The organism is Microbacterium sp. SLBN-146, from assembly GCF_006715145.1.
Taxonomy (GTDB): Bacteria; Actinomycetota; Actinomycetes; order Actinomycetales; family Microbacteriaceae; genus Microbacterium.
Genome location: NZ_VFMR01000001.1, coordinates 3,038,330 through 3,059,441 on the forward strand (window position 1 = coordinate 3,038,330; position 21,112 = coordinate 3,059,441).

Consider the following 21,112-nt stretch of genomic DNA (forward strand, 5'->3'; position numbering starts at 1 on the left):
CAGGAGTCAACATGGTCTTCATTCGTGACACGCAACAGTCGCTCGTCGCGGCCGCCTACCTCGTGAACACCCTGCCGGGATTCGACGACGAGGACGCGCTCACGACCCTCGAGGACTTCGAGGCCTACCTCGACGTGAACCCGTACACGGGCACGATCCGCCGCGACAGCGACGAGCTCCACGCGGTCCGCGCGATCCGCGGCCGACTGCGCGAACTGTGGGAAGTCGATCGCGAGGGAGCGGTCCCCCTCGTCAATCAGATGCTCCACGACGCCAAGGCGCTCCCCCGGCTCGTCAAGCACGACGGCTACGACTGGCACATCCATGCGACCTCTGACGACGACCCGCTCGCGATGAGGATCCTCGCCGAAGCAGCGATGGCGTTTACCGAGATCATCCGCGCCGACGAGTACGGTCGCGTGCGCATCTGCTCGGCCGATGACTGCACCTCGGTCTACATCGACTACTCGCGCAACGGCTCGAAGCGCTACTGCGATACCGGCAACTGCGGCAATCGGATGAACGTCAACGCGTATCGTCAGCGGAAGGCGCGAGAAAGCGTCTGATCGCCGCGGCCGCCGGTGCCGGCGTCTCGTAGTGAATCAGGTGCCCCACGTCGTCGATCTCGACGAGTTCCGCGGAAGCGAAGAGCGTCGCGAGTTCTCGCTCGGCTTCGATGGGCGTGATGTCGTCGCGCTCGGCGGCGACGAGGAGCGTCGGCACTGCGATTCGAGGCGCGAACTCGCGGACGTCGTGGGAGACGCTCGTGACGAACGCATCATGGAGGACGTCGCGATCGGCGAAGCGGGAGAAGTACGTGTCGTGCTGATCGTGCACGAAGCGTCGCAGGTCGGGATCTTTCGTCTTCGCCATCGTGGCGCTCATGACCCGCACGATGACGCCGTTCCGCAGGAGCGCATCCCCCAGGGGGGCCGGTAGCTTCGCGCCCGCCCAGTAGTAGAAGACGGCGAGTCGGGTGAGGATGCCCCGGGGGCCCTCCAGCGCGGGAGCGCCGATCGGGTTGACGAGAATGACGCGGGGCGTCTCCAACCCCCCTGCCACGGCGGCAGACACGACGATCGACCCGAAGGAGTGCCCGAGCATGACCGCGCCCGGCGCAACTGCGCCGACGAATCCGATGAGCCAGTCCGCGTAGGCCGAGAGGTCGTGGGTCCGACCGGGGAGAGGCGGCGTCTCGCCGAAGCCGGGGAGGTCGGGAGAGATGATCCGGATGCCGGGCAGGTGCGCGACGACGGGCTCGAGCCCGTGATGCTCGCCGCGGAAACCGTGGACCGCGACGATCGTCGTGTCGGCATCGCGCGGTCCGTAGACCCAGTACGCCGTGCGCCCGCCCTCGACCTCGACCTCGTGGCGCTCGACGGGAATCGCGTCGAGCAACGTCGCGTAGGGGTTCGCCGCCAGCATCCGTCGAGTCTACGGGCGAGCGAGGGGGCGTCGCGTTTCGTGGTCCAAGAGTTCGGTGGGGTGCCCGCCGTGGCGAACACCCCACCGGACTGCGACTCACTGCCGGACTCATGCGGCCCAGCGTGGGTCCCCTCCTGTCACCCGAGCGGCTTGGTGGATCGCTTGCTCACGGGGAACGCGATCGTGGGTGAGAGCGTCTGCGACTTGAGCTCTGCGGCCGTCATCGGTCGATCCAAGTTCTCGACCTCCGACTCGAAGAACCCGTTGGCCTTGACATGCTGCGTCGTCTTGACCGTTCCATCCGCCGACACCCACGAAGGAAGGGACTTCTTCGCGTTCGCCAACAGAGATGCCACCGACATCGTGCGAGCGTTCGAACCGTCGCAGTTCGCCACTCTGACCGAACCTTCGAACTCACCGTACGCGGTGACATCGGACTCGAGCTTGGCAGAGAACGCCGTCGCCTTCACGAAACCCACGTAACCAGGCGGAAGGGTGATGTTCTGAGCCGAGATGTTGACGGCCCTCGCCTCGGACGTCGTCCACGACTGCTGATTGCCGAACTGGTAATTGAAGCTCAGCTTCGACGTCGTCTCGAAGTTGGCGAAGACGATGCCCGCCTTCGCCGATGCGGACACCTCCACTCCGCTTGTCACGCTGTGCGTGTTCGTGAGCGTATACGCGCTCAGGAGCGTTTGCGAGAAAGAAGGAGTCGTCAGCGTCTGCGTCTGTGTCTTGCTGAAGTTCTTCAGCTTCGTCGACTCGTACAAGATCAGCTCATTGATGGCCGACACCCGGGTGTTGGCCGACGTGAAGCTGTCCAGGCTCAGCTTGATGTCACGGGTGTCGATACGGAGTCCGGGGTTTCCCGACGTCATCACCGAAGCGATGTCGAAGGTGGTCGCCGTCCCCGCTGGCACAGGCGCGGTCGCACATGGGGCGGTTCCCGAGTACGCGTGCTTGTCGAAGGACACAGTGGCGTTGCCCTCGACGGGGCCGGCGACGACAACGCGGAGTGCGGTGAGGTGGGGGGCGATCTGCAGCGTCTGAGTCCCTCCTCCGTTCGTCGCCTTCGCGGTCAGCACGCGTCGATCGGAGGACATCGAACACTCCATCCGGAAAGGACCGCCGTCGCAGAGCGCAGCCGTGCGCTCCGCTCCCGCCTGGAATACCAGGCCAGGGGGAAGCGTCACGGTGAACTTGTTCCAGTCGTTCGCCTTCCAGGTGTAGGGCGTCGTGGATTTCACGTTCTTGAACGTCAGCGTCCCGGTCTTGCCGATGGCGTCGAAGACGCCGTTGTCGGGCTTGACCCACAGGTCGTACACTCCCACCGGTGAGTCTCCCGGCGCCGCAGACACGGGCGATGCCCCCACCCCAGTCAGCGTGGTCGCAACCGCGAGCACCGCTCCGACCACGCTCATGCGTCGTAGCTTCATTCCATCCCCTCTCGTCGTCATCCGCATCATCATCGACGCGGATGTCCGGGGACACGGTAGTTGCGGGTACCAGCGTTACGGGCGCCCCTAGGCATCTGGCGACCAAGATTGGGCAGCGTCCTCGGGAGAGTTGGGCACAAGGCCCCGCACGATCAGAGCATTGAGGCAAAACGAAAGGCCCCGCCGAAGCGGGGCCTTTCGTGGAGCGGGTTACTTGCCGCCGAAGTTCTTGAAGCGCTGGTTGAACTTCTCGACGCGACCGGCGGAGTCCATGATGCGCTGCTTGCCCGTGTAGAACGGGTGCGATGCGGACGAGATCTCGACGTCGATGACGGGGTACTCGACGCCATCGAGCTCGATCGTCTTGTCGCTCGACACGGTCGAACGGGTGAGGAACGTCTCTCCCGAGCCGAGGTCGCGGAACACGACTGCCTTGTAGGTCGGGTGGATGTCAGTCTTCATGATGGTCCTTAGCCAGTGTTGCCCTGGATTCTGCCAGGACGGGAAAAGTCTGAGGTGCGAGCGCACCAAAGAGCGAGTTTATCAGGTTCCGACGCTGCTCACGAACCCGACGCAGCGCGGGCGGCGTAGCGCCCGTCGTCCTCGGTCAGGACGATCGGCACACCGAACGCTTCGGTAAGCGCGTCGGCGGTGAGAGTCTCACGGATCGGACCGGATGCCACGGCGCGACCTTCACGCAGAAGCAGGACGTGCGTGAAGCCGACGGGGATCTCCTCGACGTGGTGCGTCACCATGATCATGGCGGGCGTGGTCGGAGCCTTCGCATAGCCGCTCAACAGCACGAGGAGTTCTTCGCGAGCCCCGAGATCGAGACTCGCCGTCGGCTCGTCGAGGAGCAGCAGCTCGGGGTCGGTCATGACGGCTCGCGCGATCTGCACGCGCTTCTGCTCGCCGTCGCTGAGCGTCCCGAACGTGCGATCGGCCAGGTGATCGAGCTTCCACTCGGCCAGGACCCGCAGCGCACGGCGTTCGTCGATGTCTTCGTAGTCTTCGCGCCAGCGGCCGACCACCGAGTAGGCCGCCGTCAGCACGACATCGAGGACGGTCTCCTCGGGCGGGACTCGGCGGGCCATCGCCGACGAGGCGAACCCGATGCGGGGCCGCAGCTCGAAGACGTCGGTGCGGCCGAGTCGCTCTTCCAGGATCGTCACGATCCCCGACGTCGGATGCAGCAGCGTGTCAGCGAGCTGGAGGATCGTCGTCTTGCCTGCACCATTCGGGCCGAGCACGACCCACCGCTGGTCGTCCTCGACCGACCAATCGAGGTGGTCGACGATGTCTCGGGCGTTCCTGCGGACGACGACGTCGGAGAACTCGAGCACCTGGGCCATGCATCCCAGCCTATCGGGACGCGGACGCGACCTCCGCGTACAGCGCCTCGGTCTGTCGCGCGATACTCCCCCAGCTGAACGACGATGCCGCGCGCTCGCGGCCGGCACGTCCGAACCGCTTCGCCTGCTCGGGGTCGCTCACCACTTCCGTCAGCACCCGCGCGAGATCCGCGACGAACCGCTCGGGGTCGGTGGGCGTTCCCGTCCCGTCCTGCACCTGCTCGATGGGGACGAGGCGTCCTGTCACGCCGTCGACGACGACCTCGGGGATGCCGCCCGTCGCGGTACCGACGACGGCCGCACCGCACGCCATCGCCTCGAGGTTCACAATGCCGAGAGGCTCGTACACGGAGGGGCACACGAAGGTCGTCGCAGCGCTGAGGATCGTGCACAGCTCGTGCCGCGACAGCATCCGATCGATCCAGACCACGCCATCGCGCGTCTCCTGCAGACGCGCAACGAGACCCTCGACTTCGGCCATGATCTGCGGGGTGTCGGGTGCTCCCGCGCACAGGATGACCTGGACGTCGTCGGGAAGGCGCTCCGCTGCTCGCAGGAAGTAGGGAAGACCCTTCTGCCGCGTGATGCGGCCGACGAAGACGACCGAGGGACGCGACGCGTCGACGCCCAGCCGCGCGAGCAGCTCGGGGTCGTCCACGGGCTTCCAGGCGTCGACGTCGATGCCGTTGTAGATGACGTGAACGCGCGAAGGGTCGAGCGCCGGATAGCTGCGGAGGATGTCGTCGCGCATGCCTCCGCTCACGGCGATGACGGCTGCCGCCGCCTCGTACGCGGTCCGTTCGATGAAGCTCGAGACCGCGTACCCGCCGCCCAGCTGCTCGGCCTTCCACGGCCGCAGGGGCTCGAGCGAGTGCGCCGTGACGATGTGCGGGATGCCGTGGAGGAGCGAGGCCAGGTGACCGGCGAAGTTCGCGTACCAGGTGTGGCTGTGGACGACGTCGGCGCCGGCGACGTCCGACACGATCTCGAGGTCCGTTCCCAGCGTCTGGAGAGCGGCGTTGGCCGCCGAGAGCTCGACAGGCACGCCGTACGACGTCGTTCCGGGCTCCTCGCGCTCCGCCCCGAAGGCGCGCACCTCGACGTCGATGCTCGCGCGCAGCGCTTTCACGAGCTCCGCGACGTGCACCCCCGCTCCGCCGTAGATCTCCGGTGGGTACTCCTTCGTGACGATGTCGACGCGCATGTGTCGAACGCTAGTACACGGCGGGTTTGACGACATAGTGTGGTGCCATGCCTGCAGCGCCGAAGGTCTTCGGAATCATCCTCGCGGGGGGCGAGGGCAAACGACTCATGCCGCTTACCGCGGACAGAGCCAAACCTGCCGTCCCCTTCGGTGGTCAATACCGTCTCATCGACTTCGCCATCTCCAATCTCATCAACTCCGGTCTCCGACAGATCGTGGTCCTGACGCAGTACAAGTCGCACAGCCTCGACCGTCATATCTCCCAGACATGGCGGATGTCGGCCCTCCTCGACTCGTACGTCGCGTCGGTGCCGGCGCAGCAGCGCCTCGGCAAGCGATGGTTCTCGGGCTCCGCCGACGCCATCTTGCAGAGCCTCAATCTGATCAACGACGAGAAGCCCGACATCGTCATCGTGATCGGCGCCGACCACGTGTATCGCATGGACTTCCGGCAGATGCTCGCGGCTCACATCGAGTCCGGCGCGCGCGCCACGGTCGCCGGCATCCGACAGCCGATCTCGCTCGCGAATCAGTTCGGCATCATCGACGTCGACCCCGCAGACCCGTCGCGGATCCGGGACTTCCTCGAGAAGCCGCAGAACCCGGATGGACTGGCCGACAGCCCCGGTGAGGTCCTCGCATCGATGGGCAACTACATCTTCGACACCGATGCGCTGATCGAGGCCGTCGAGACCGACGGCGAACTTCCCACCTCCAACCACGACATGGGCGGCGACATCGTGCCGTACTTCGTCGGACGTGGAGAAGCCGGCGTCTACGACATGAATCGCAACGACGTGCCGGGTTCGACGGATCGCGACCGCTACTACTGGCGCGACGTCGGCACGATCGAGTCGTTCTACGACGCGCACCTCGATCTCATCTCGACACTGCCCGTGTTCAACCTCTACAACACGGATTGGCCGATCCACTCGCAGGCCGTCAACTCGCCCCCGGCGAAGTTCGTCCGCGACGCGGTGGGCCGCATCGGCAATGCGATCGACTCCGTCGTATCGCTCGGCTCCGTCCTCTCGGGCACGCACCTCGAACGCAGCGTCGTCGGTCCGTGGACGCTCGCCGGCGGAGGATCGACGATCACCGACTCGGTGCTGTTCGACCACGTCATGGTCGGCGCGGGAGCACGGATCCATCGGGCGATCCTCGACAAGAACGTCGTGCTCGACGACGGAGCGACCGTCGGCGTCGATCGCGAACGCGATCTCGCGCGAGGTTTCACCGTCACCGACACCGGGATCACGGTCGTCGGGAAGGCCGTCCACGTCACCCGCTGACGTCCACGACGGCGTTGCCCGCGTCGGGCTCCGGTCTCGCGCGCCGCTAGCGTAGGGGAATGCCCCGCACGCGCTTTCTCGTGGTCCTGGACGCCGACTCGACGCTCATCCGCAACGAGGTCATCGAACTCCTCGCCGACGAAGCGGGACGCGGGGCGGAGGTGGCTGCCGCGACAGAGGCGGCGATGCGCGGCGACGTGGACTTCGCCGAGAGCCTGCGTTCTCGCGTCGCAACGCTGGAGGGCGTGCCGACGGATGCGTTCGCGCGGGTCCTCGACCGCATCGAGCCCACGCCGGGCGTGCAGGAGCTGACGGCTGCGATCCACGAGCGGGGCGGGACGGTCGCGGTCGTCTCGGGCGGGTTCCACGAGATCCTCGACACCGTCGCACCCGCACTCGGCGTGGACGTCTGGCGGGCGAACCGGCTCGCCGTCGCCGACGGGGCGTTGACGGGCGTCGTGGACGGGCCGATCGTCGACGCGGAGGGCAAGGCATCGGCGCTGCGGGAGTGGGCGACGGATGCCGGGATCCCCCTGTCGCGCACGATCGCGATCGGAGACGGGGCGAACGATCTCCGGATGATGGCGGTCGCGGGCCTCGGACTGGCCTTCAACGCCAAGCCCGCCGTGCGCGCTCTCGCCGACATGGTGATCGGACGCGTCGACCTGCGTGAGGTCGTCCCGCTCCTCCCCTAGCGATGTCGTGGCCCGAGCGTAGCCTGGGCGCCATGGACATCATTCTCGTTCCGGGCCTGTGGCTCGACGCCTCTTCGTGGGATGCCATCGCACCGGTCCTCGAAGATGCGGGCCACACCGTCCATCCGTTGACGATGCCGGGCGTGGGCGCATCGGCGTCCGAATCCGCCGAGATCGGAATCGCCGACTGGGTCGACGCCGTCGTCGCCGTCATCGATACCCGTGACGACCCCGTCGTCCTCGTCGGCCATAGCGGGGGCGGCAACGTCGTCTACGCGGCTGCCGGCGCTCGACCCGACCGCGTGGTGCGGCTCATCCTCCTCGACACGTTCCCCCCGGCAGAAGGCGGTTCGATCTCGGAGTTCCCCGTCGTCGGCGGTGTGATCCCGTTCCCCGGGTGGGAGTTCTTCGACGAGATGGATGTGTCGGACATCGGAGAAGAAACGCGCGCACGATTGTCGCCGACGATGTCGTCCGTGCCCGCACGGGTCCCGACCGATCCGGTCACACTGGGCGACGTCGCCCGGCGCCGTATCCCCACGACGATGATCACCAACACGGTGCGCCCGTCCGAGATCGCGGAGATCATCGAAGCCGCCCCCGTCTGGGCCGCCGAGCTGGGATCGCTCGACCGGCTCGACGTCGTCGACGTGCGATCCGACGACGAGGAGCCCGGCCACTGGCCGCAGTTCACGAAGCCCGAACGGGTTTCCGCGGCGATCCTCGACGCCGTCCGACGCTGACGGGTGGTGTCGTCAGTGCCCCATGCCGAGTCCGCCATCCACGGGGATGACGGCGCCTGACACGTACGCCGCATCGTCGGATGCCAGCCATGTCACGACGCCCGCGACCTCGCCGGGAGTCGCGAAGCGACCGGCGGGGATGTTCTTCTTGTACTCGGCCTGGGTCTCTGCAGGCAGTTCCGCCGTCATGTCGGTCTCGATGAAGCCGGGCGCCACGATATTCGCCGTGATGCCGCGTCCACCGAGTTCGCGAGTGAGCGAGCGAGCGAATCCGACGAGGCCGCTCTTGGAGGATGCGTAGTTGATCTGACCGGCCGAGCCGTACAGACCGACCACGGATGAGATGAGGATGACGCGACCCCAGCGAGCCTTGAGCATGCCCTTCGACGCGCGCTTGACGACACGGAAAGCGCCGCCGAGGTTCGTCGCGATTACCGAGTCGAAGTCGTCTTCCGTCATGCGCAGCAGCAGCGTATCCTTCGTGACTCCCGCGTTCGCGACGACGATCTCGATGGGACCGAGCTGCTTCTCGACCTCGGAGAACGCTGCGTCGACGGCGGCGGCGTCGGTGACGTCGGCGCGCACCGTGAGCGTTCCTTCAGGTCCCTCCCCCGAACGAGCCGTCACGGCTACGCGGTAGCCTTCGGCGACGAATCTCTCGGCGATGGCGCGGCCGATGCCGCGGTTTCCTCCGGTGACGAGGACGACACGGTCAGTGGGCATGAAAGGCTCTCCTCGTGCGGTGACGGATCCGCACCAGCCTACTGGCGGTGCGGAAAGTCGTCGTCGCTAGGCTGGGACGCGGAAAGAGCACGACGGAAGGGCAGAGCGTGAGCACACCGGATTCACCTTCGACGAACGAGGCGAACGGCGCGACGCAACCGTCGTACGCGCCCCCCGCGGGCTACGGGTACGCGGCTCCCGCGGGTCCACCAGCGCCGCAGTACGCGCCCCCGCCCTATGGAGTGGCGCCGGGATACCCCTACGCGGGAGCCCCCGCGTACGGATATCCGCTCGTCAAGACCAACGTCCTCTCGGTGATCTCCCTCGTTGCGAGCATCGTGGGCTTCTTCTGGATCCTGCCGTTCTTCGGACCGCTCACCGCCGTCATCACGGGACACATCGCTCTCGGTCAGATCCGTCGTCGTGGCGAGAAGGGGCGCGGGATGGCACTCGCCGGCGTCATCGTCGGCTATGTGGGCCTGGCGGTCATCCTCGGCATCGTCTTCCTCATCACGATTTCGGTCATCACGTCTTCGTCGTATCGGTGACCTTCCCCGGTGACCGGCGTAGGCTGGATCATCGTGAGGAACTCGCCGGATCGCCCGTCGGCGACGTCGCTGCCAGCGTCGCCGCACGACGACGCGCACTCGCGCTCACTGCGCTATCTCCTCCTCATGGGGGTTCGGATTCTGTGCTTCATCCTCATGGTCGTCATCACCCCCTACGGGTGGTACACGTGGGTGCTCGCCGCGGCCGCGGTGTTCCTTCCCTACTTCGCGGTGGTGCTCGCGAACGTCGGCGAGACGGCCCGTCGCGCGCCGGTGGATCCGGAGAAGACGTTGCCCATGATCGCCGCACCGGTACCCGAGTCCACGCCCCGCGTCATCCGCATCGAGGAGCGCCGCGAGCTCGACGACAGCGGCTCGCAGTGACGGGCGACGGCGTGCCCGTGATCTGCTCGCGCGTGGGGTGCCGCGAGGACGCGCACTGGCGGATCGATTGGCGGAACCCCAAGATCCACTCGCCGGAGCGGCGGAAGTCGTGGACGGCGTGCGATGAGCACGTCGGCTATCTGAGGGAGTTCCTCTCGGCCCGGTCCTTCCCGCTCGACGTCGCGCCGATCGAGGTCGCCTCGTGAAGCGCTCACCGGTCGCCGTCCGCTGGGCGACCTACACCGCCGTCGCGATCGCCTTCGCGATCGCCTGCGCCTTCCTCGCGAACTGGCAGTTCACGCGAAACGCGGATCGTGCCGCCCAGCTGGAACTCGTCGAGTCGAACTACGACGCTCCCCCGGTCGCCCTGGCCGATGTCATCCCGCCCGGAGGCGAACTTTCGGCATCCGCGGAGTGGCAGCCCGTGCTTCTGAGCGGTGAGTACCTGAACGACGAACAGCTGCTCGTACGTAATCGTCCGCATGGCGGCACAGCCGCCTTCGAGGTGCTCGTGCCCTTCCGTCTAGACGACGGACGGGTCCTGATGGTCAATCGTGGATGGGTGCCGCCGGGCAGGGAAGGACCGGAACCCGATGCGGTTCCGGCCGCGCCGTCGGGGCAGGTCGACGTCCTCGTCCGCGTCCGGCCCGGGGAGCCGCTCCCGTCGTCCGGTCGCACCGCCGACGAGGGTCAGGTGCCGACGATCAACCTACCCTTCATCGCCGATCGCCTTTCTGCGGAAACCGCACAGGAACTCGAGCTCAGCGCCTACGGGATCATGGCGTCGGAAGATCCCGCCCCCGAGACGCGGCCCGTCGCCTTGAGCGCGCCATCCGAAGACCCCGGGCCTCACCTGTCGTACGCGATCCAGTGGATCCTCTTCGCGATCATGGGCTTCATCTTCATCGGCTACATCATCCGCACCGAGATCATGGCCCGTCGAGAAGAGGCCGAAGAAGACGACACGGATGCCGCGCCGCACCCTCCCGCGCCGACGGGCCGCCGCCGCGATCGAGACGCGGAAGACGAGGATGCGCTCCTCGACGCCGCGCGCTGATCGGGTCGCTACGCGAGCGAGATCAGGTCGGCGTAGTCTCGGCCCCAGATGTCCTCGACGCCGTCGGGCAGGATGAGGACCCGCTCGGGATTGAGCGCCTCTACGGCGCCTTCGTCGTGCGAAACCAAGACGACCGCGCCCTCGTAGTGCGCGAGGGCTCCGAGGATCTCCTCCCGCGAGGCGGGATCGAGGTTGTTCGTGGGCTCGTCGAGCAGCAGCATGTTCGCCGACGACACGACGAGGGTCGCGAGCGAAAGGCGCGTCTTCTCCCCGCCCGAGAGCACGCCTGCGGGCTTGAGCACGTCGTCGCCTGTGAAGAGGAAGGACCCGAGCACCTTCCGGGCTTCCGTCGCGGTGATATCGGGGGCCGCCGACATCATGTTCTCCAGCACGGAGCGACCGACATCGAGGTTCTCATGCTCCTGGGCGTAGTAGCCCACCTTGAGTCCGTGCCCGGGCTCGATGACACCCGTATCCGCCTTGTCGACCCCCGCGAGGATGCGCAGCAGCGTCGTTTTGCCTGCACCGTTGAGACCGAGGATGACGACTTTCGAACCGCGATCGATCGCCAGATCGACATCCGTGAAGATCTCCAGCGATCCGTAGGACTTCGACAGCCCGCTCGCCATGAGCGGCGTCTTTCCACACGGCGCGGGCTTGGGGAACCGCAGCTTTGCGACCCGGTCCTCCTGGCGTACATCGTCGAGCCCCGCCAGCAGCTTCTCGGCGCGGGCCACCATCTGATGAGCGGCAGCAGCCTTCGACGCCTTTGCTCCGAATCGGGCTGCCTGCTGCTGAAGCGCCGTCGCCTTCTTCTCCGCGCCGGCACGTTCCTTCTTGCGGCGTTCTTCGTCGGCGACCCGCTGACGGAGGTAGTTCTTCCAGTTCATGTTGTAGACGTCGATCACCTGGCGATTGGCGTCGAGGTAGAACACGCGGTTGACGGTCTCGCCCACGAGCTCGACGTCGTGCGAGATGACGATGAGGCCGCCCTTGTAGCCCTTGAGGAACTCGCGCAGCCACACGACGCTGTCGGCGTCGAGGTGGTTGGTCGGCTCGTCGAGGATCATCGTCTGGGCGTCGGAGAACAGGATGCGCGCAAGCTCGATCCTGCGACGCTGACCGCCCGAGAGTGTCTTGAGGGGCTGATCGAGGATGCGATCGGGCAGGGACAGGTTGTGAGCGATCGAGGCGGCCTCGGCCTCCGCGGCATATCCGCCGAGCGCTTCGAAGCGCTCCGTGAGGTTCGCGTACTTCCGCATGGCTCGCGCCGCGGCCTCGGGATCGTCGTCGCCCATCGCGAGCGACGCGTCGTACATCCCCAGGGCGAGGGTGCCGAGACCGCGAGCATCTAGGATGCGCGTACGGGCCAGCATCTCGGGATCGCCCGACCTCGGATCCTGCGGGAGGTAGCCGAGTTCGCCGGACCTCTCCACCTTCCCGTCGGCGGCGATGAGATCACCCGCGAGGACTTTTGTCAGCGTCGTCTTGCCGGCTCCGTTGCGACCGACGAGTCCGATCTTGTCGCCCGGCGACACGCGGAACGACACGTCGGACATGAGGACGCGGGCTCCGACGCGGATCTCGAGGTCGTGCACGGCAAGCACAGCAAAACGTCCGTTCCGTCAGTGGTGGGGTACAAAGGGCGGCAGAGGGCCAGCCCCCTAGTATAAGTCGAGACCCGCCTCTCGCCGCGGGCGCCGAGATCGAAGGAGCCTCATGTCGCTTGTCGCCGCACCTCCCCGCCGTGTCCTGGCAGATGTGTTCACACGTTCGGGGTCGAGGGGACGCACCTTCGCCGTCGACGCGGCACTCGTCGTCACAGGCGCCGCTCTGGTGGCGGTTCTGGCGCAGGTGGAGATCCCGCTCCAGCCGGTGCCGATCACGGGCCAGACGCTCGGCGTCATCCTCGTCGGCGCAGCTCTCGGTCCGTGGAGGGGTGCCGCGGCGCTCACGACGTACCTTCTCGCCGGTCTCGCAGGACTCCCCGTCTTCGCCGGCTTCACCGGCACCATCGCCGCCGTCATGAAGCCGAGCTTCGGCTTCGTCATCGGATTCATCTTCGCGGCATTCGTCGCGGGCTGGTTCGCGCGCAAGGCGTGGGACCGCAAGCCGGTGCTCGCGTTCGTCGGATTCGCCGCCGCGAGCGTCGTGCCCTTCGTCTTCGGCGTGCCCTACATGGCCTTCATCCTCAACGTCGTGCTCGGCGGCGAGTTCACCTTCGTCCAGATCCTGGAATTCGGCGTCTTCCCCTTCATCGTCGGCGGTGTCGTGAAGGCGGCCGTCGCTGCCGCACTCATCCCCGCGGCGTGGGCTCTCGTCCGCAAGGTCGACGCGCGCTCGAAGGACTGACACCGCGCCGTCCCGTCGCTGATATGAAGAACGCCCCGGCCGCACGGCCGGGGCGTTCTTCATAGGACTCAGGGGATCAGCCCTGCGCGACCGCGGTCGCCGCGGCGAGCTTCTCCACCATCTCCGGCAGGATCCACGGCAGCGTCAGCGCCGTCGGCGAGATCGCTGCGACGTTCTCCTCGCCGACGATCGCCGCGACGGCGCCCGCGGCGATCGCCGGAACGAGCTTCGTCCGGTCCGAGGTGAGGAACGTCTCGAGCGCTGCGTCGTTCTCGACCTGAGTGAAGATCACTTGGGCATCGATCTGATCGAGGTTCTCCGAGCTCACCGTCGTGTAGAAGCTCGACTCACCGTTGTCGAGCGCCGTGACCGACTCGGGCGTGACGAAGCCGAGGTCCTCGAGGATCTCGACGCGCGGGTCGGCGGGAAGGTAGAGGTAGAAGGTGTCGACGTCGTCCGACGGGTAGGCGATCGTCGTGCCCGCGAACTCGGGGTGCTCGGCTGCCGCATCGGCGACCTGCGCGTCGAGATCGCTGAGGAGCTGCTCGGATTCGCTCTCGAGACCGAGGGCGCGGCCCGTCTCCGTGATGACGTCGCGCCACGGCGTCGCCCAAAGAGCCTCTTCGGGCGCGATGACGGCGATACCGGCGCCGGTCACTTCGTCGTACTCCTCCTGCGTCAACCCCGAGTACGGCGCGATGAGGACCTCGGCGTCAGCGGCCAGAAGCTCTTCGACCTTGAGCTCGTAGGTCGCGCTGTCGAGGATGACAGGCTCCTCACCGCCGAGTTCCTCGATCGCGTCCTCGACCCACGGAGTGATGCGGTTGTCACCTCCGCCATAATCCATCGACGCGATCGCAACGGGCACGATGCCGAGGGCGAGGACGGCATCCGTGGCACCCCAGCCCCACGTCGCGATCCGCTCGGGCTTGGTCTCGATCGTCGTCTCGCCGTACATGTGCTCGAAGGTCACGGGGAAGCCATCGGCAGCGGGCGCATCCTCCGTCGGCGACGTGTCGCCGGCGGAACCCGCGCATCCCGTGAGGGCGAGGGCGCCCACGATGGCCAGAGCGCCGAGTGCGGCGAAGCGGGGGGAACGTGTCATGGTGTTTCCTTTCGGTCGCGTCATTCGGTGTCCGGGGCGGCGTGGGCGCCGCCCGGAACAGGAATGACCAGGGGTGTGGAGGTCAGTGGGTCGGGGATCACGAGGGCATCGAGGTCGAAGGCCTCCGCGACGACGGCACTCGTGAGCACATCGCCGGGAGCGCCGTGGGCGACGATGGCTCCGTGGTTCATGACGATGAGATCGTCCGCGTACCGCGCGGCGAGATTCAGCTCGTGGAGCACGACGACGATCGTGGTGCCGTCGGTGCGGTTGAGGTCGCGCAAGAGGTCGAGCACCTCGATCTGGTGACTCAGATCGAGGAACGTCGTGGGCTCGTCGAGAAGGAGGATCTGGGGTTCCTGCGCCAGCGCCATGGCGATCCAGACGCGCTGACGCTGCCCTCCGGAGAGGTCGCCGAGCGGACGGTCAGCGAGGCCGAGAACTCCCGTCTTGCGCATCGCATCGTCGACGCGACTGGTATCCAGTGCGCTCCACCGCTGGAAGAGCCCACGGTGGGGGTAGCGGCCGCGCGAGACGAGTTCGCCGACGGTCAGGCCGTCGGGAGCGAGAGGATGCTGCGGGAGAAGGCCGACACTGCGGGCGAACTGCCGCCGTGGAATCGTCGAGACATCCTCGCCGTCCAGCTCGATGCGGCCCGCAAGCGGGCTGGTGACCCGTGCCAGGGCGCTCAGGAGGGTGGACTTCCCGCACGCGTTCGCACCGATGATCATCGTGATGCGGCCGGGCGCGAATTCGAGGTCGAGTCCCTCGATGACTCGGCGGCCGGGGTAGCCCGCCGAGAGTCCGCGCGCCGCCAATCGGGGGGCGGAGGAGATGTTCGTCACAGCTGTCGTCCTTTCGACGTCGCGAGGAACCACAGGAGGAACACGGCGCCGAGCGCGCCCGTGACGACGCCGACCGGCACCGAGACACCGGGGATCGCGTACTGCGCAACGAGGTCGGCGCTCATCAGGAGGGTCGCTCCGACGGCCGCACTCGTGCCGACGGCGACCGCGCCGTGACCGAGGAGCGGGCGCGCGATCGCCGGAGCGCAGAGCGCGATGAACGAGATCGGCCCGACGAAGGCGCACGTGACGGCGGTGAGCACGACAGCGGTCACGACCGCCGTCATCCGCACGGTCGACGGACGCACGCCGAGCGATGCGGCGGTCTGAGGACCCATCTGTGTGACGGGAAGCCAGCGTCGTGCCGCGATGACGCCCGGCAGTGCGAGGACTGCCGCGACGAGGACGATGAGGACGTTCCACCATGGCGTGGAGGCGAGGCTCCCGGTGAGCCAGATGAGCGCAGACTGGGCGAGTTCGACCTTCGCGCGGATCATGAGGAAGCTCGTGATCGCCGCGCAGAGGAATGCCACGCCGACTCCCGCGAGGATCAGGCGATACCCTCCGTCACCGGCACGATTGCCTGCGAAGAGGAGGAAAGCGGCCACCGCAAGGCCGCCGAGGAACGCGGCGAGAGCGAGGAGCGGGCCCCCGACGCCGAACACGAGAATCGCGAAGACGGCTGCGGCGCCCGCTCCCCCGCTGATCCCGAGGAGGTCGGGACTCGCGAGCGGGTTCCGGAGGAGCGACTGCAGAAGCGCACCCGCGACACCGAGGCATGCCCCGACGACGAGCGCCATGGCGAGCCGCGGGGCGCGTACCTGAAAGACGACGTAGCTCTGAGCGCGGTCCCCCGCGCCCCAGAGGGTCGCCCACAGATCGGCCGGGGCGATCTCGAAGTCACCGACCGAGAGCGACACGGTCGCGATCGTGATCACCACGACCGCGAGAACGGATCCGACGAGAAGACGGCGGCGGCGCAGCCGGACGCGGATGTCGAGAATCGACGGACTCACAGCGCGATCCGCTTCCTGCGGAGCACGAGGCTGACGAGCACGGGCGCTCCTACGAAGGCGACGACGAGCCCGGCCTGCACCTCGCCGGGAGGTGCGATGACGCGCCCGATCACGTCGGCGCTCAGGAGGAGGACTGCTCCCGCCGGGGCACCGATCCACAAGAGCCAGCGGTAGTCGCCGCCGACGAGCGACCTCAGAACGTGCGGCACGACGAGCCCGAGGAAGACGATCGGTCCCGCGATCGCCGTCGCTCCGCCGCACAGCAGCACCGTCGCAACGATCCCGAGGGCGCGCGTCCGGGAGACGTTGTGCCCGAGACCCGATGCCGTGTCCTCACCGAGTGCGATGAGGTCGAGGCCGCGAGCGGAAAGGAGCGCGATGACAGCGCCGACCAGGAGCGGCACCGCGACGACGGCGACGGAATCGAGTCCGCGCGCCGTGAGTCCCCCCACTTGCCAGTACCGGAAGACGTCGAAGGCTGTGATGGATGTCGTCAGGATCAGAGTCGTGATGGCGGTGAGTCCGGCGGTGACGGCCGCGCCCGTCAGTGCGAGCTTCGCCGGATTCGAGGCGTCGGGACCGCGGGCTCCGATGAGGGCGACGACGACGGCTGCCGCGGCGGCGCCCGCGAAGGCGAACCAGACGAACCCGGCGGGCTGCGTGATCCCCAGAAGCGTGATCGCGGCGAGCACCGCGACGGAAGCACCCGCGTTGACGCCGAGCAGGCCCGGGTCGGCGAGCGGGTTCCTCGTGAGGCCCTGCATGAGGGTTCCCGCGAGGGCGAGAGCGGCGCCCGCCGCGATCCCGATGACCGTCCGGGGAATCCGCTGCGTCACGATCACGCTGTGATCGGCGATCGACATGTCGGGTCGCACGAGCGCGTCGATAACGACGGACGGAGCGACCGAGCGTGCGCCGACCATGAGGCTGATGACCGTCATGCCGGCGAGCAGCACGAGCATCACGAGCAGCAGAAGTCGTCCGCGCCGGTCGCGAACCGTCGTCATTCCTGTCGCTCGGACTGTCCGAGCCGCCAGTAGCCCATGAACGCGACCCGCTTGCGGTCGACGCCGCATCCTTGGACGAGGTGGCGGCGCAGTGTCTTGACCATGCCAGACTCCCCCGCGATCCACGCGTAGAACTCGCCCTCGGAATCCTCCGGGCTGTCCCAGATCATCTCGCGGTCGACGTCGACGTCGGCGAGCGGTTGACGACGCGGCGCTGCCGCCTTCGCTAGCACGTCGGTCGACCGTGCCGTCCACGATGTCACGGCGTCGGTGAGTGCCGCGCCGTGGTCTCGGTCATGGCGCGGGATCCACGACACTCGGAATCCGGCAGGCGTCACGATCTCGAGCCGGTCGGCCGCTGTCGGGACCTCGATGAACGCATCGACGTCGAACTCGGGACCCAGTTTCTCCAGGATGCTGCAGATGGCCGGCGCGGCCGTCTCGTCGCCGGCGAGGATGACCCGACGCGCAGTCCCGGGATGCCAGTCCAAGCCGAGCCGCGATCCGTCGCTGCGCTCATCCGGCCCGATGACGAGGAGCTCTTGACCGACCGTCGCGCCTTCGGCCCATGCCCCGGCAGGACCCGGGTCGTGGTGAAGAACGAAGTCGATCGTCAACCGACGTGCGTCGGGATCGATCCTGCGGACCGTGTAGGTGCGGAGCGGGCTGCGGACGTCAGTGGGAACACCGCGCCAGAGGTCGTACCAGGTGCCGGCGTCGAGCGCAGCGTCGTCATCCTGACCGATGTCGGTGAACGTTCCGTCCGCCAACGGCAGGATGAGCTTGATCCGCTGGTCCAGTCCCGCCGTGCCGAAGACATCGAGGTCGGGTCCTGTCACCTCGATCCGGGCGAAGTGCGGCGACAGTCTGGTGACAGCAGCGACCTGCGTCCGGTAGGGACGATACGCGGGCCGAGTCGGCGTCTCTGTCAGAGAAGTCACCCAGTAAGGCTAGCCTTACCTCCTCTCTGCGACAAATCAGGCCGGTTCGGAAGGTACCGATCGCCGCGCGCTCCCCATCCGGAGACCCGGGATGAGAGCGAGAGCCGCGAGGACCGCACCGATCGCGAAGACGACGGGGAATCCGGCATCCGTCGATGCCAGCGCAGTGAACGCAAGCCCCATGACAGCGATCGCCGTCGCCGACCCCACGGCGTCGGAGATCGACAAGGCAGACGAGTTGAAGCCCTGGTTCTGGGCGGTGGAGTATGCGAGTGTCAGCACCGTGAGCCGCGGGTACATGAGTCCCATGCCACCGCCCGCGAGCGCCCAGCCCGCGATCATGACAGCGGGAGGAAGCCCCCAGAGGGCCGTCGCGCCCGAGAGCGCGATCGCCGTCAGCAGCTGACTCGAGCCGATGATCGTGATCCGCGTGTTGCCCAGGCGATCGCCGAACCTCCCCTGCACGTCGGCGGCCGCCGCCCAGGCGAGCGCCGCCGCCGTCAACCCGAGCCCTGCCCACGTCGGCGAGAATCCGTACTCGTCGATGAGAAGGTAGGGGATGTAGATCTCGGTGCCGAACAAGGCGCCGGCGATGAGACCTCGCATCAGGACGACGCTCGGGAGCCCCCGCGCCGCGCGAAGCGTGCCCCTCGGCAGCAGCGGCCGCGAAGCGAACGCGATGAGGACGGCCGATCCCGCGACGACGGCGATGGCGAAAGGGCCGAGCTGACCGGCGAGGCTCAGGGCGAGCGCCCCCGTGGCAACGGCGACGGCACACACGATGCGGGGCCAGATACGCTCCGTCGCGGGATGCTCGGTGCCCAGCGGCTGTCCATGCAGACGCAGCACGACCATCGTGAACGCGACGACGGTCAGAGCGGCGACGCCGAGGAAGACCCATCGCCAGTGCAAGAACTCCGTGACCGCGCCAGCGAGCGCGGGACCGATGAGGGACGGGACGACCCAGGCCGCCGAGAAGGCCGCGAAGACGCGACCGTGGAGGATGGCGGGATACACCCGAGCCACCACGACGTAGAGCGCGACCGTCTGCCCGCCCGTGCCGAGTCCCTGCACGAGCCGGCCGACGACCAACAGCTCCATGGTCGGAGCAGCGCCGGCGAGGACCAGACCCGCGACGAAGAGGACGACAGCCGTCGTGAGGGGCGCCAGGACGCCGCCGCGGTCGCACCACGCGCCGACGACGACCATCCCGATGACACTCGTGGCGAGCGTGCCGGCAAAAGCCACCGCGTACAGCGCGTCGCCGTCGAGGTCGGCGCTCACGACGGGCATGACGGTCGTCACGGCGAGCGACTGGACTGCGGCGAGGAAGATGAGCGCGACGGCGCCCGCGGTCACCCACACATAGCGCGGGCTCCAAACTCCCGTGACGCGGTCGTCGAGCGCGGTCACGACCGGCCGGGTCACGACCGGACCAGCGCGCCGACGCGTTCGATCGCGTCACGCAACAGGTCGGGTGAGCAGCCGAAGTTGATACGGACGTGCCCCTTTCCTTCGTCGCCGAAAAGGGGCCCGTGATGGAACGCGACCTTCGCGTCGCGGAGGATTTTCCTCGCGGGGTTGTCGCCCCACCCGTACGCCGACACGTCGACCCATGCCAGATAGCCCGCGTCAGGCTCGATGTAGCGGGCGAGCGGAAGGTGCGCGCTCAAGAGTTCCGTGAGCACGCGCCGGTTCTCGTCGAGAGCCGCGAGCAGGCTGTCGACCCACGCATCGCTCTCCGGCCTGCACGCCGCGATATGAGCGATCGCGCCGAAGTGGCCCGTCCGCCACTCGACCTCCCACGGGAGGCGGCGGATGAGATTGGCCTGACGATCGGAGCCGCCCACCATGATGGCGCACTTGAGTCCTGCGAGATTGAAGGTCTTGCTCACGCTCGTCACGGCGTAACCGATCGCGCGCGCCGCTTCTGACGCAGCCAAGAACGGCGTGAACACGGCGGGTGCGTGAGTGAGGGGTGCGTGGATCTCGTCGCTGATGACCGGCACTCCGTGTCGTTCAGCGATCTCCGCGAGCCCGCGCAGGCGTGCCGACGAGTGAACAGTGCCCGTCGGGTTGTGTGGATTGCACAGCAGGATCGCGCGCGCCCCACCTGCCAGCGCCGCGTCGATACCGGCGAGGTCGAGCTCCCATCCCCCAGAGGTCCGGGAGAGCGGCACCCGTTCGACGACACCGCCGGCCTCTTCCACGGTGTCGTAGAAAGGGGGATATACGGGCGGCATCACGACGACGCGCTCGCCGGGCTCGATGACGCGCCGAAGGATCTCGACGACGCCCATGATGACATCCGCTGTCCAGAAGACGTGCGAGGGATCCACGGTCCACGCGAGCCTGCGCTCCGCGAACCCGACGAACGTCTCTCTGATGCCGGGTGCCGGCGGGGTGTATCCGGTGTCACCCAGCTCGACCGCGCGCGTGAGCGCACGGGAGATCGCGGGAGCCAGAGCGTAGTCCGTCTCCGCGACGAAGAACGGCAAGATGTCGGCCCCGTACTTCGTCCACTTCGTGCTGGTGCGCTGGCGCAGCAGATCGAGGGGCAGTGCTTGCAACGGGGTGACGCTCACCCTTCGAGCCTACCGACGACCGGCCGCACGAGCCTGCTGGCGGACATCCGCCGACGTCGAATCCGTCAGATGGCGAAGCCGAGGGCGCGCATCATGTCGCGGCCGTCGTCAGTGATCCGCTCGGGACCCCACGGCGGCATCCACACCCAATTGATGCGGAAGCGGTCCACGACCTCGTCGAGAGCTTGAGCGGTCTGCTCTTCGAGCACGTCCGTCAGCGGGCAGCCAGCGGACGTCAACGTCATGTGGATGACGAGCGCATCATTCTCGTCGTCCCACGCGAGGTCGTAGATGAGACCGAGGTCGACGACGTTGATCCCCAGTTCGGGGTCCATCACGTCTTTGAGGGCCTCGGTGACCTCGTCGTACTTCTCAGGAGCGAGCGTTGCGGTCATGAGCCGA

24 protein-coding genes are annotated in these 21,112 nt (G+C 67.5%); 9 read left to right on the forward strand and 15 right to left on the reverse strand.

Annotated features, from left to right (window positions below; genetic code table 11):
• Positions 1-11 precede the first annotated feature (11 nt).
• On the forward strand, positions 12-566 hold the full coding sequence (locus FBY39_RS13635) for a CGNR zinc finger domain-containing protein (RefSeq protein ID WP_141932796.1): 555 nt from the start codon (positions 12-14) through the stop codon (positions 564-566).
• On the opposite strand, the gene FBY39_RS13640 is transcribed toward FBY39_RS13635, so the two are convergent.
• From FBY39_RS13640 to glgA, 5 genes are all read right to left on the reverse strand, one after another.
• Positions 526-1,425, reverse strand: a complete 900-nt coding sequence (locus FBY39_RS13640) for an alpha/beta fold hydrolase (protein WP_141932797.1) — start codon at positions 1,423-1,425, stop codon at positions 526-528. The two genes, FBY39_RS13635 and FBY39_RS13640, sit on opposite strands and share 41 nt — an antisense overlap.
• A gap of 137 nt (positions 1,426-1,562) precedes the next feature.
• Positions 1,563-2,756: an ETX/MTX2 family pore-forming toxin gene (locus FBY39_RS13645; protein WP_222115692.1), complete on the reverse strand. Its 1,194-nt coding sequence runs from the start codon at positions 2,754-2,756 to the stop codon at positions 1,563-1,565.
• A gap of 315 nt (positions 2,757-3,071) precedes the next feature.
• Positions 3,072-3,323, reverse strand: coding sequence for a type B 50S ribosomal protein L31 (locus FBY39_RS13650; RefSeq protein WP_141932799.1), 252 nt, complete (start codon positions 3,321-3,323; stop codon positions 3,072-3,074).
• A gap of 98 nt (positions 3,324-3,421) precedes the next feature.
• Positions 3,422-4,213 (reverse strand): ABC transporter ATP-binding protein, encoded by a 792-nt coding sequence (locus FBY39_RS13655; RefSeq protein WP_141932800.1) that lies wholly within the window; start codon positions 4,211-4,213, stop codon positions 3,422-3,424.
• A 10-nt stretch (positions 4,214-4,223) separates the two neighbouring features.
• A complete protein-coding gene (glgA, locus tag FBY39_RS13660; RefSeq protein WP_141932801.1) occupies positions 4,224-5,417 on the reverse strand; it encodes a glycogen synthase in 1,194 nt (397 codons plus the stop codon).
• A 47-nt stretch (positions 5,418-5,464) separates the two neighbouring features.
• Here glgA and glgC point away from each other — a divergent pair, with 47 nt between their 5' ends.
• Genes glgC through FBY39_RS13675 form a run of 3 tightly spaced genes read left to right on the forward strand, consistent with a single transcriptional unit; the run spans position 5,465 to position 8,147 of the window.
• Complete coding sequence (gene glgC / locus FBY39_RS13665) at positions 5,465-6,709, forward strand: glucose-1-phosphate adenylyltransferase (RefSeq protein ID WP_141932802.1); 1,245 nt, start codon at positions 5,465-5,467, stop codon at positions 6,707-6,709.
• Positions 6,710-6,768: 59 nt separating this feature from the next.
• Positions 6,769-7,404 (forward strand): phosphoserine phosphatase SerB, encoded by a 636-nt coding sequence (serB, locus tag FBY39_RS13670; RefSeq protein ID WP_141932803.1) that lies wholly within the window; start codon positions 6,769-6,771, stop codon positions 7,402-7,404.
• A gap of 32 nt (positions 7,405-7,436) precedes the next feature.
• Complete coding sequence (locus FBY39_RS13675) at positions 7,437-8,147, forward strand: alpha/beta fold hydrolase (protein ID WP_141932804.1); 711 nt, start codon at positions 7,437-7,439, stop codon at positions 8,145-8,147.
• A gap of 12 nt (positions 8,148-8,159) precedes the next feature.
• Here FBY39_RS13675 and fabG read toward each other — a convergent pair whose 3' ends face one another.
• The gene (gene fabG / locus FBY39_RS13680; RefSeq protein ID WP_141932805.1) at positions 8,160-8,870 is read right to left on the reverse strand and encodes a 3-oxoacyl-ACP reductase FabG; all 711 of its coding nucleotides are present in this window, start codon (positions 8,868-8,870) and stop codon (positions 8,160-8,162) included.
• Between the two features lie 107 nt (positions 8,871-8,977).
• Between fabG and FBY39_RS13685 the strand changes: the two genes are divergently transcribed.
• Genes FBY39_RS13685 through FBY39_RS13700 form a run of 4 tightly spaced genes read left to right on the forward strand, consistent with a single transcriptional unit; the run spans position 8,978 to position 10,859 of the window.
• The gene (locus tag FBY39_RS13685) at positions 8,978-9,418 is read left to right on the forward strand and encodes a DUF4190 domain-containing protein (protein ID WP_160133134.1); all 441 of its coding nucleotides are present in this window, start codon (positions 8,978-8,980) and stop codon (positions 9,416-9,418) included.
• Between the two features lie 33 nt (positions 9,419-9,451).
• Positions 9,452-9,802 (forward strand): DUF3099 domain-containing protein, encoded by a 351-nt coding sequence (locus tag FBY39_RS13690; RefSeq protein WP_141932807.1) that lies wholly within the window; start codon positions 9,452-9,454, stop codon positions 9,800-9,802.
• Entirely contained in the window at positions 9,799-10,008 is a 210-nt protein-coding gene (locus tag FBY39_RS13695) for a hypothetical protein (protein WP_141932808.1), read from the forward strand. Before FBY39_RS13690 ends, FBY39_RS13695 begins: the two co-directional genes overlap by 4 nt.
• Positions 10,005-10,859 (forward strand): SURF1 family protein, encoded by an 855-nt coding sequence (locus tag FBY39_RS13700; RefSeq protein WP_141932809.1) that lies wholly within the window; start codon positions 10,005-10,007, stop codon positions 10,857-10,859. Before FBY39_RS13695 ends, FBY39_RS13700 begins: the two co-directional genes overlap by 4 nt.
• A gap of 8 nt (positions 10,860-10,867) precedes the next feature.
• On the opposite strand, the gene FBY39_RS13705 is transcribed toward FBY39_RS13700, so the two are convergent.
• On the reverse strand, positions 10,868-12,466 hold the full coding sequence (locus FBY39_RS13705) for an ABC-F family ATP-binding cassette domain-containing protein (protein WP_141932810.1): 1,599 nt from the start codon (positions 12,464-12,466) through the stop codon (positions 10,868-10,870).
• 112 nt (positions 12,467-12,578) lie between these two features.
• On the opposite strand from FBY39_RS13705, the gene FBY39_RS13710 reads away from it, so the two are divergent.
• Complete coding sequence (locus FBY39_RS13710) at positions 12,579-13,211, forward strand: biotin transporter BioY (RefSeq protein ID WP_141932811.1); 633 nt, start codon at positions 12,579-12,581, stop codon at positions 13,209-13,211.
• A gap of 76 nt (positions 13,212-13,287) precedes the next feature.
• On the opposite strand, the gene FBY39_RS13715 is transcribed toward FBY39_RS13710, so the two are convergent.
• The 8 genes from FBY39_RS13715 to FBY39_RS13750 form a co-directional block, all read right to left on the reverse strand.
• A complete protein-coding gene (locus FBY39_RS13715; protein WP_141932812.1) occupies positions 13,288-14,316 on the reverse strand; it encodes an ABC transporter substrate-binding protein in 1,029 nt (342 codons plus the stop codon).
• 20 nt (positions 14,317-14,336) lie between these two features.
• On the reverse strand, positions 14,337-15,152 hold the full coding sequence (locus FBY39_RS13720) for an ABC transporter ATP-binding protein (protein WP_186337021.1): 816 nt from the start codon (positions 15,150-15,152) through the stop codon (positions 14,337-14,339).
• A gap of 5 nt (positions 15,153-15,157) precedes the next feature.
• Entirely contained in the window at positions 15,158-16,177 is a 1,020-nt protein-coding gene (locus FBY39_RS13725; protein WP_141932814.1) for an iron chelate uptake ABC transporter family permease subunit, read from the reverse strand.
• Positions 16,174-17,184, reverse strand: a complete 1,011-nt coding sequence (locus FBY39_RS13730) for an iron ABC transporter permease (protein WP_141932815.1) — start codon at positions 17,182-17,184, stop codon at positions 16,174-16,176. Before FBY39_RS13730 ends, FBY39_RS13725 begins: the two co-directional genes overlap by 4 nt.
• Positions 17,181-18,125: a siderophore-interacting protein gene (locus tag FBY39_RS13735; protein WP_260837992.1), complete on the reverse strand. Its 945-nt coding sequence runs from the start codon at positions 18,123-18,125 to the stop codon at positions 17,181-17,183. The genes FBY39_RS13730 and FBY39_RS13735 overlap by 4 nt, the downstream gene beginning before the upstream one ends.
• Positions 18,126-18,161: 36 nt before the next feature.
• Complete coding sequence (locus FBY39_RS13740) at positions 18,162-19,553, reverse strand: MFS transporter (RefSeq protein WP_260837993.1); 1,392 nt, start codon at positions 19,551-19,553, stop codon at positions 18,162-18,164.
• Positions 19,550-20,710 carry a MalY/PatB family protein gene (locus tag FBY39_RS13745; RefSeq protein WP_141932816.1) on the reverse strand — a complete coding sequence of 387 codons (1,161 nt, stop codon included), beginning with the start codon at positions 20,708-20,710 and terminating at the stop codon, positions 19,550-19,552. The genes FBY39_RS13740 and FBY39_RS13745 overlap by 4 nt, the downstream gene beginning before the upstream one ends.
• Before the next feature lie 65 nt (positions 20,711-20,775).
• On the reverse strand, positions 20,776-21,105 hold the full coding sequence (locus FBY39_RS13750) for a metal-sulfur cluster assembly factor (protein WP_141932817.1): 330 nt from the start codon (positions 21,103-21,105) through the stop codon (positions 20,776-20,778).
• Between the last annotated feature and the right edge of the window lie 7 nt (positions 21,106-21,112).

Coding starts and splice junctions, on each gene's coding strand:
- FBY39_RS13635 (WP_141932796.1), top strand. CDS start 12: ATGGTCTTCATTCGTGACACGCAACAGTCGCTCGTCGCGGCCGCCTAC.
- FBY39_RS13640 (WP_141932797.1), bottom strand. CDS start 1,425: ATGCTGGCGGCGAACCCCTACGCGACGTTGCTCGACGCGATTCCCGTC.
- FBY39_RS13650 (WP_141932799.1), bottom strand. CDS start 3,323: ATGAAGACTGACATCCACCCGACCTACAAGGCAGTCGTGTTCCGCGAC.
- FBY39_RS13655 (WP_141932800.1), bottom strand. CDS start 4,213: ATGGCCCAGGTGCTCGAGTTCTCCGACGTCGTCGTCCGCAGGAACGCC.
- glgA (WP_141932801.1), bottom strand. CDS start 5,417: ATGCGCGTCGACATCGTCACGAAGGAGTACCCACCGGAGATCTACGGC.
- glgC (WP_141932802.1), top strand. CDS start 5,465: ATGCCTGCAGCGCCGAAGGTCTTCGGAATCATCCTCGCGGGGGGCGAG.
- serB (WP_141932803.1), top strand. CDS start 6,769: ATGCCCCGCACGCGCTTTCTCGTGGTCCTGGACGCCGACTCGACGCTC.
- FBY39_RS13675 (WP_141932804.1), top strand. CDS start 7,437: ATGGACATCATTCTCGTTCCGGGCCTGTGGCTCGACGCCTCTTCGTGG.
- fabG (WP_141932805.1), bottom strand. CDS start 8,870: ATGCCCACTGACCGTGTCGTCCTCGTCACCGGAGGAAACCGCGGCATC.
- FBY39_RS13710 (WP_141932811.1), top strand. CDS start 12,579: ATGTCGCTTGTCGCCGCACCTCCCCGCCGTGTCCTGGCAGATGTGTTC.
- FBY39_RS13715 (WP_141932812.1), bottom strand. CDS start 14,316: ATGACACGTTCCCCCCGCTTCGCCGCACTCGGCGCTCTGGCCATCGTG.
- FBY39_RS13730 (WP_141932815.1), bottom strand. CDS start 17,184: ATGACGACGGTTCGCGACCGGCGCGGACGACTTCTGCTGCTCGTGATG.
- FBY39_RS13750 (WP_141932817.1), bottom strand. CDS start 21,105: ATGACCGCAACGCTCGCTCCTGAGAAGTACGACGAGGTCACCGAGGCC.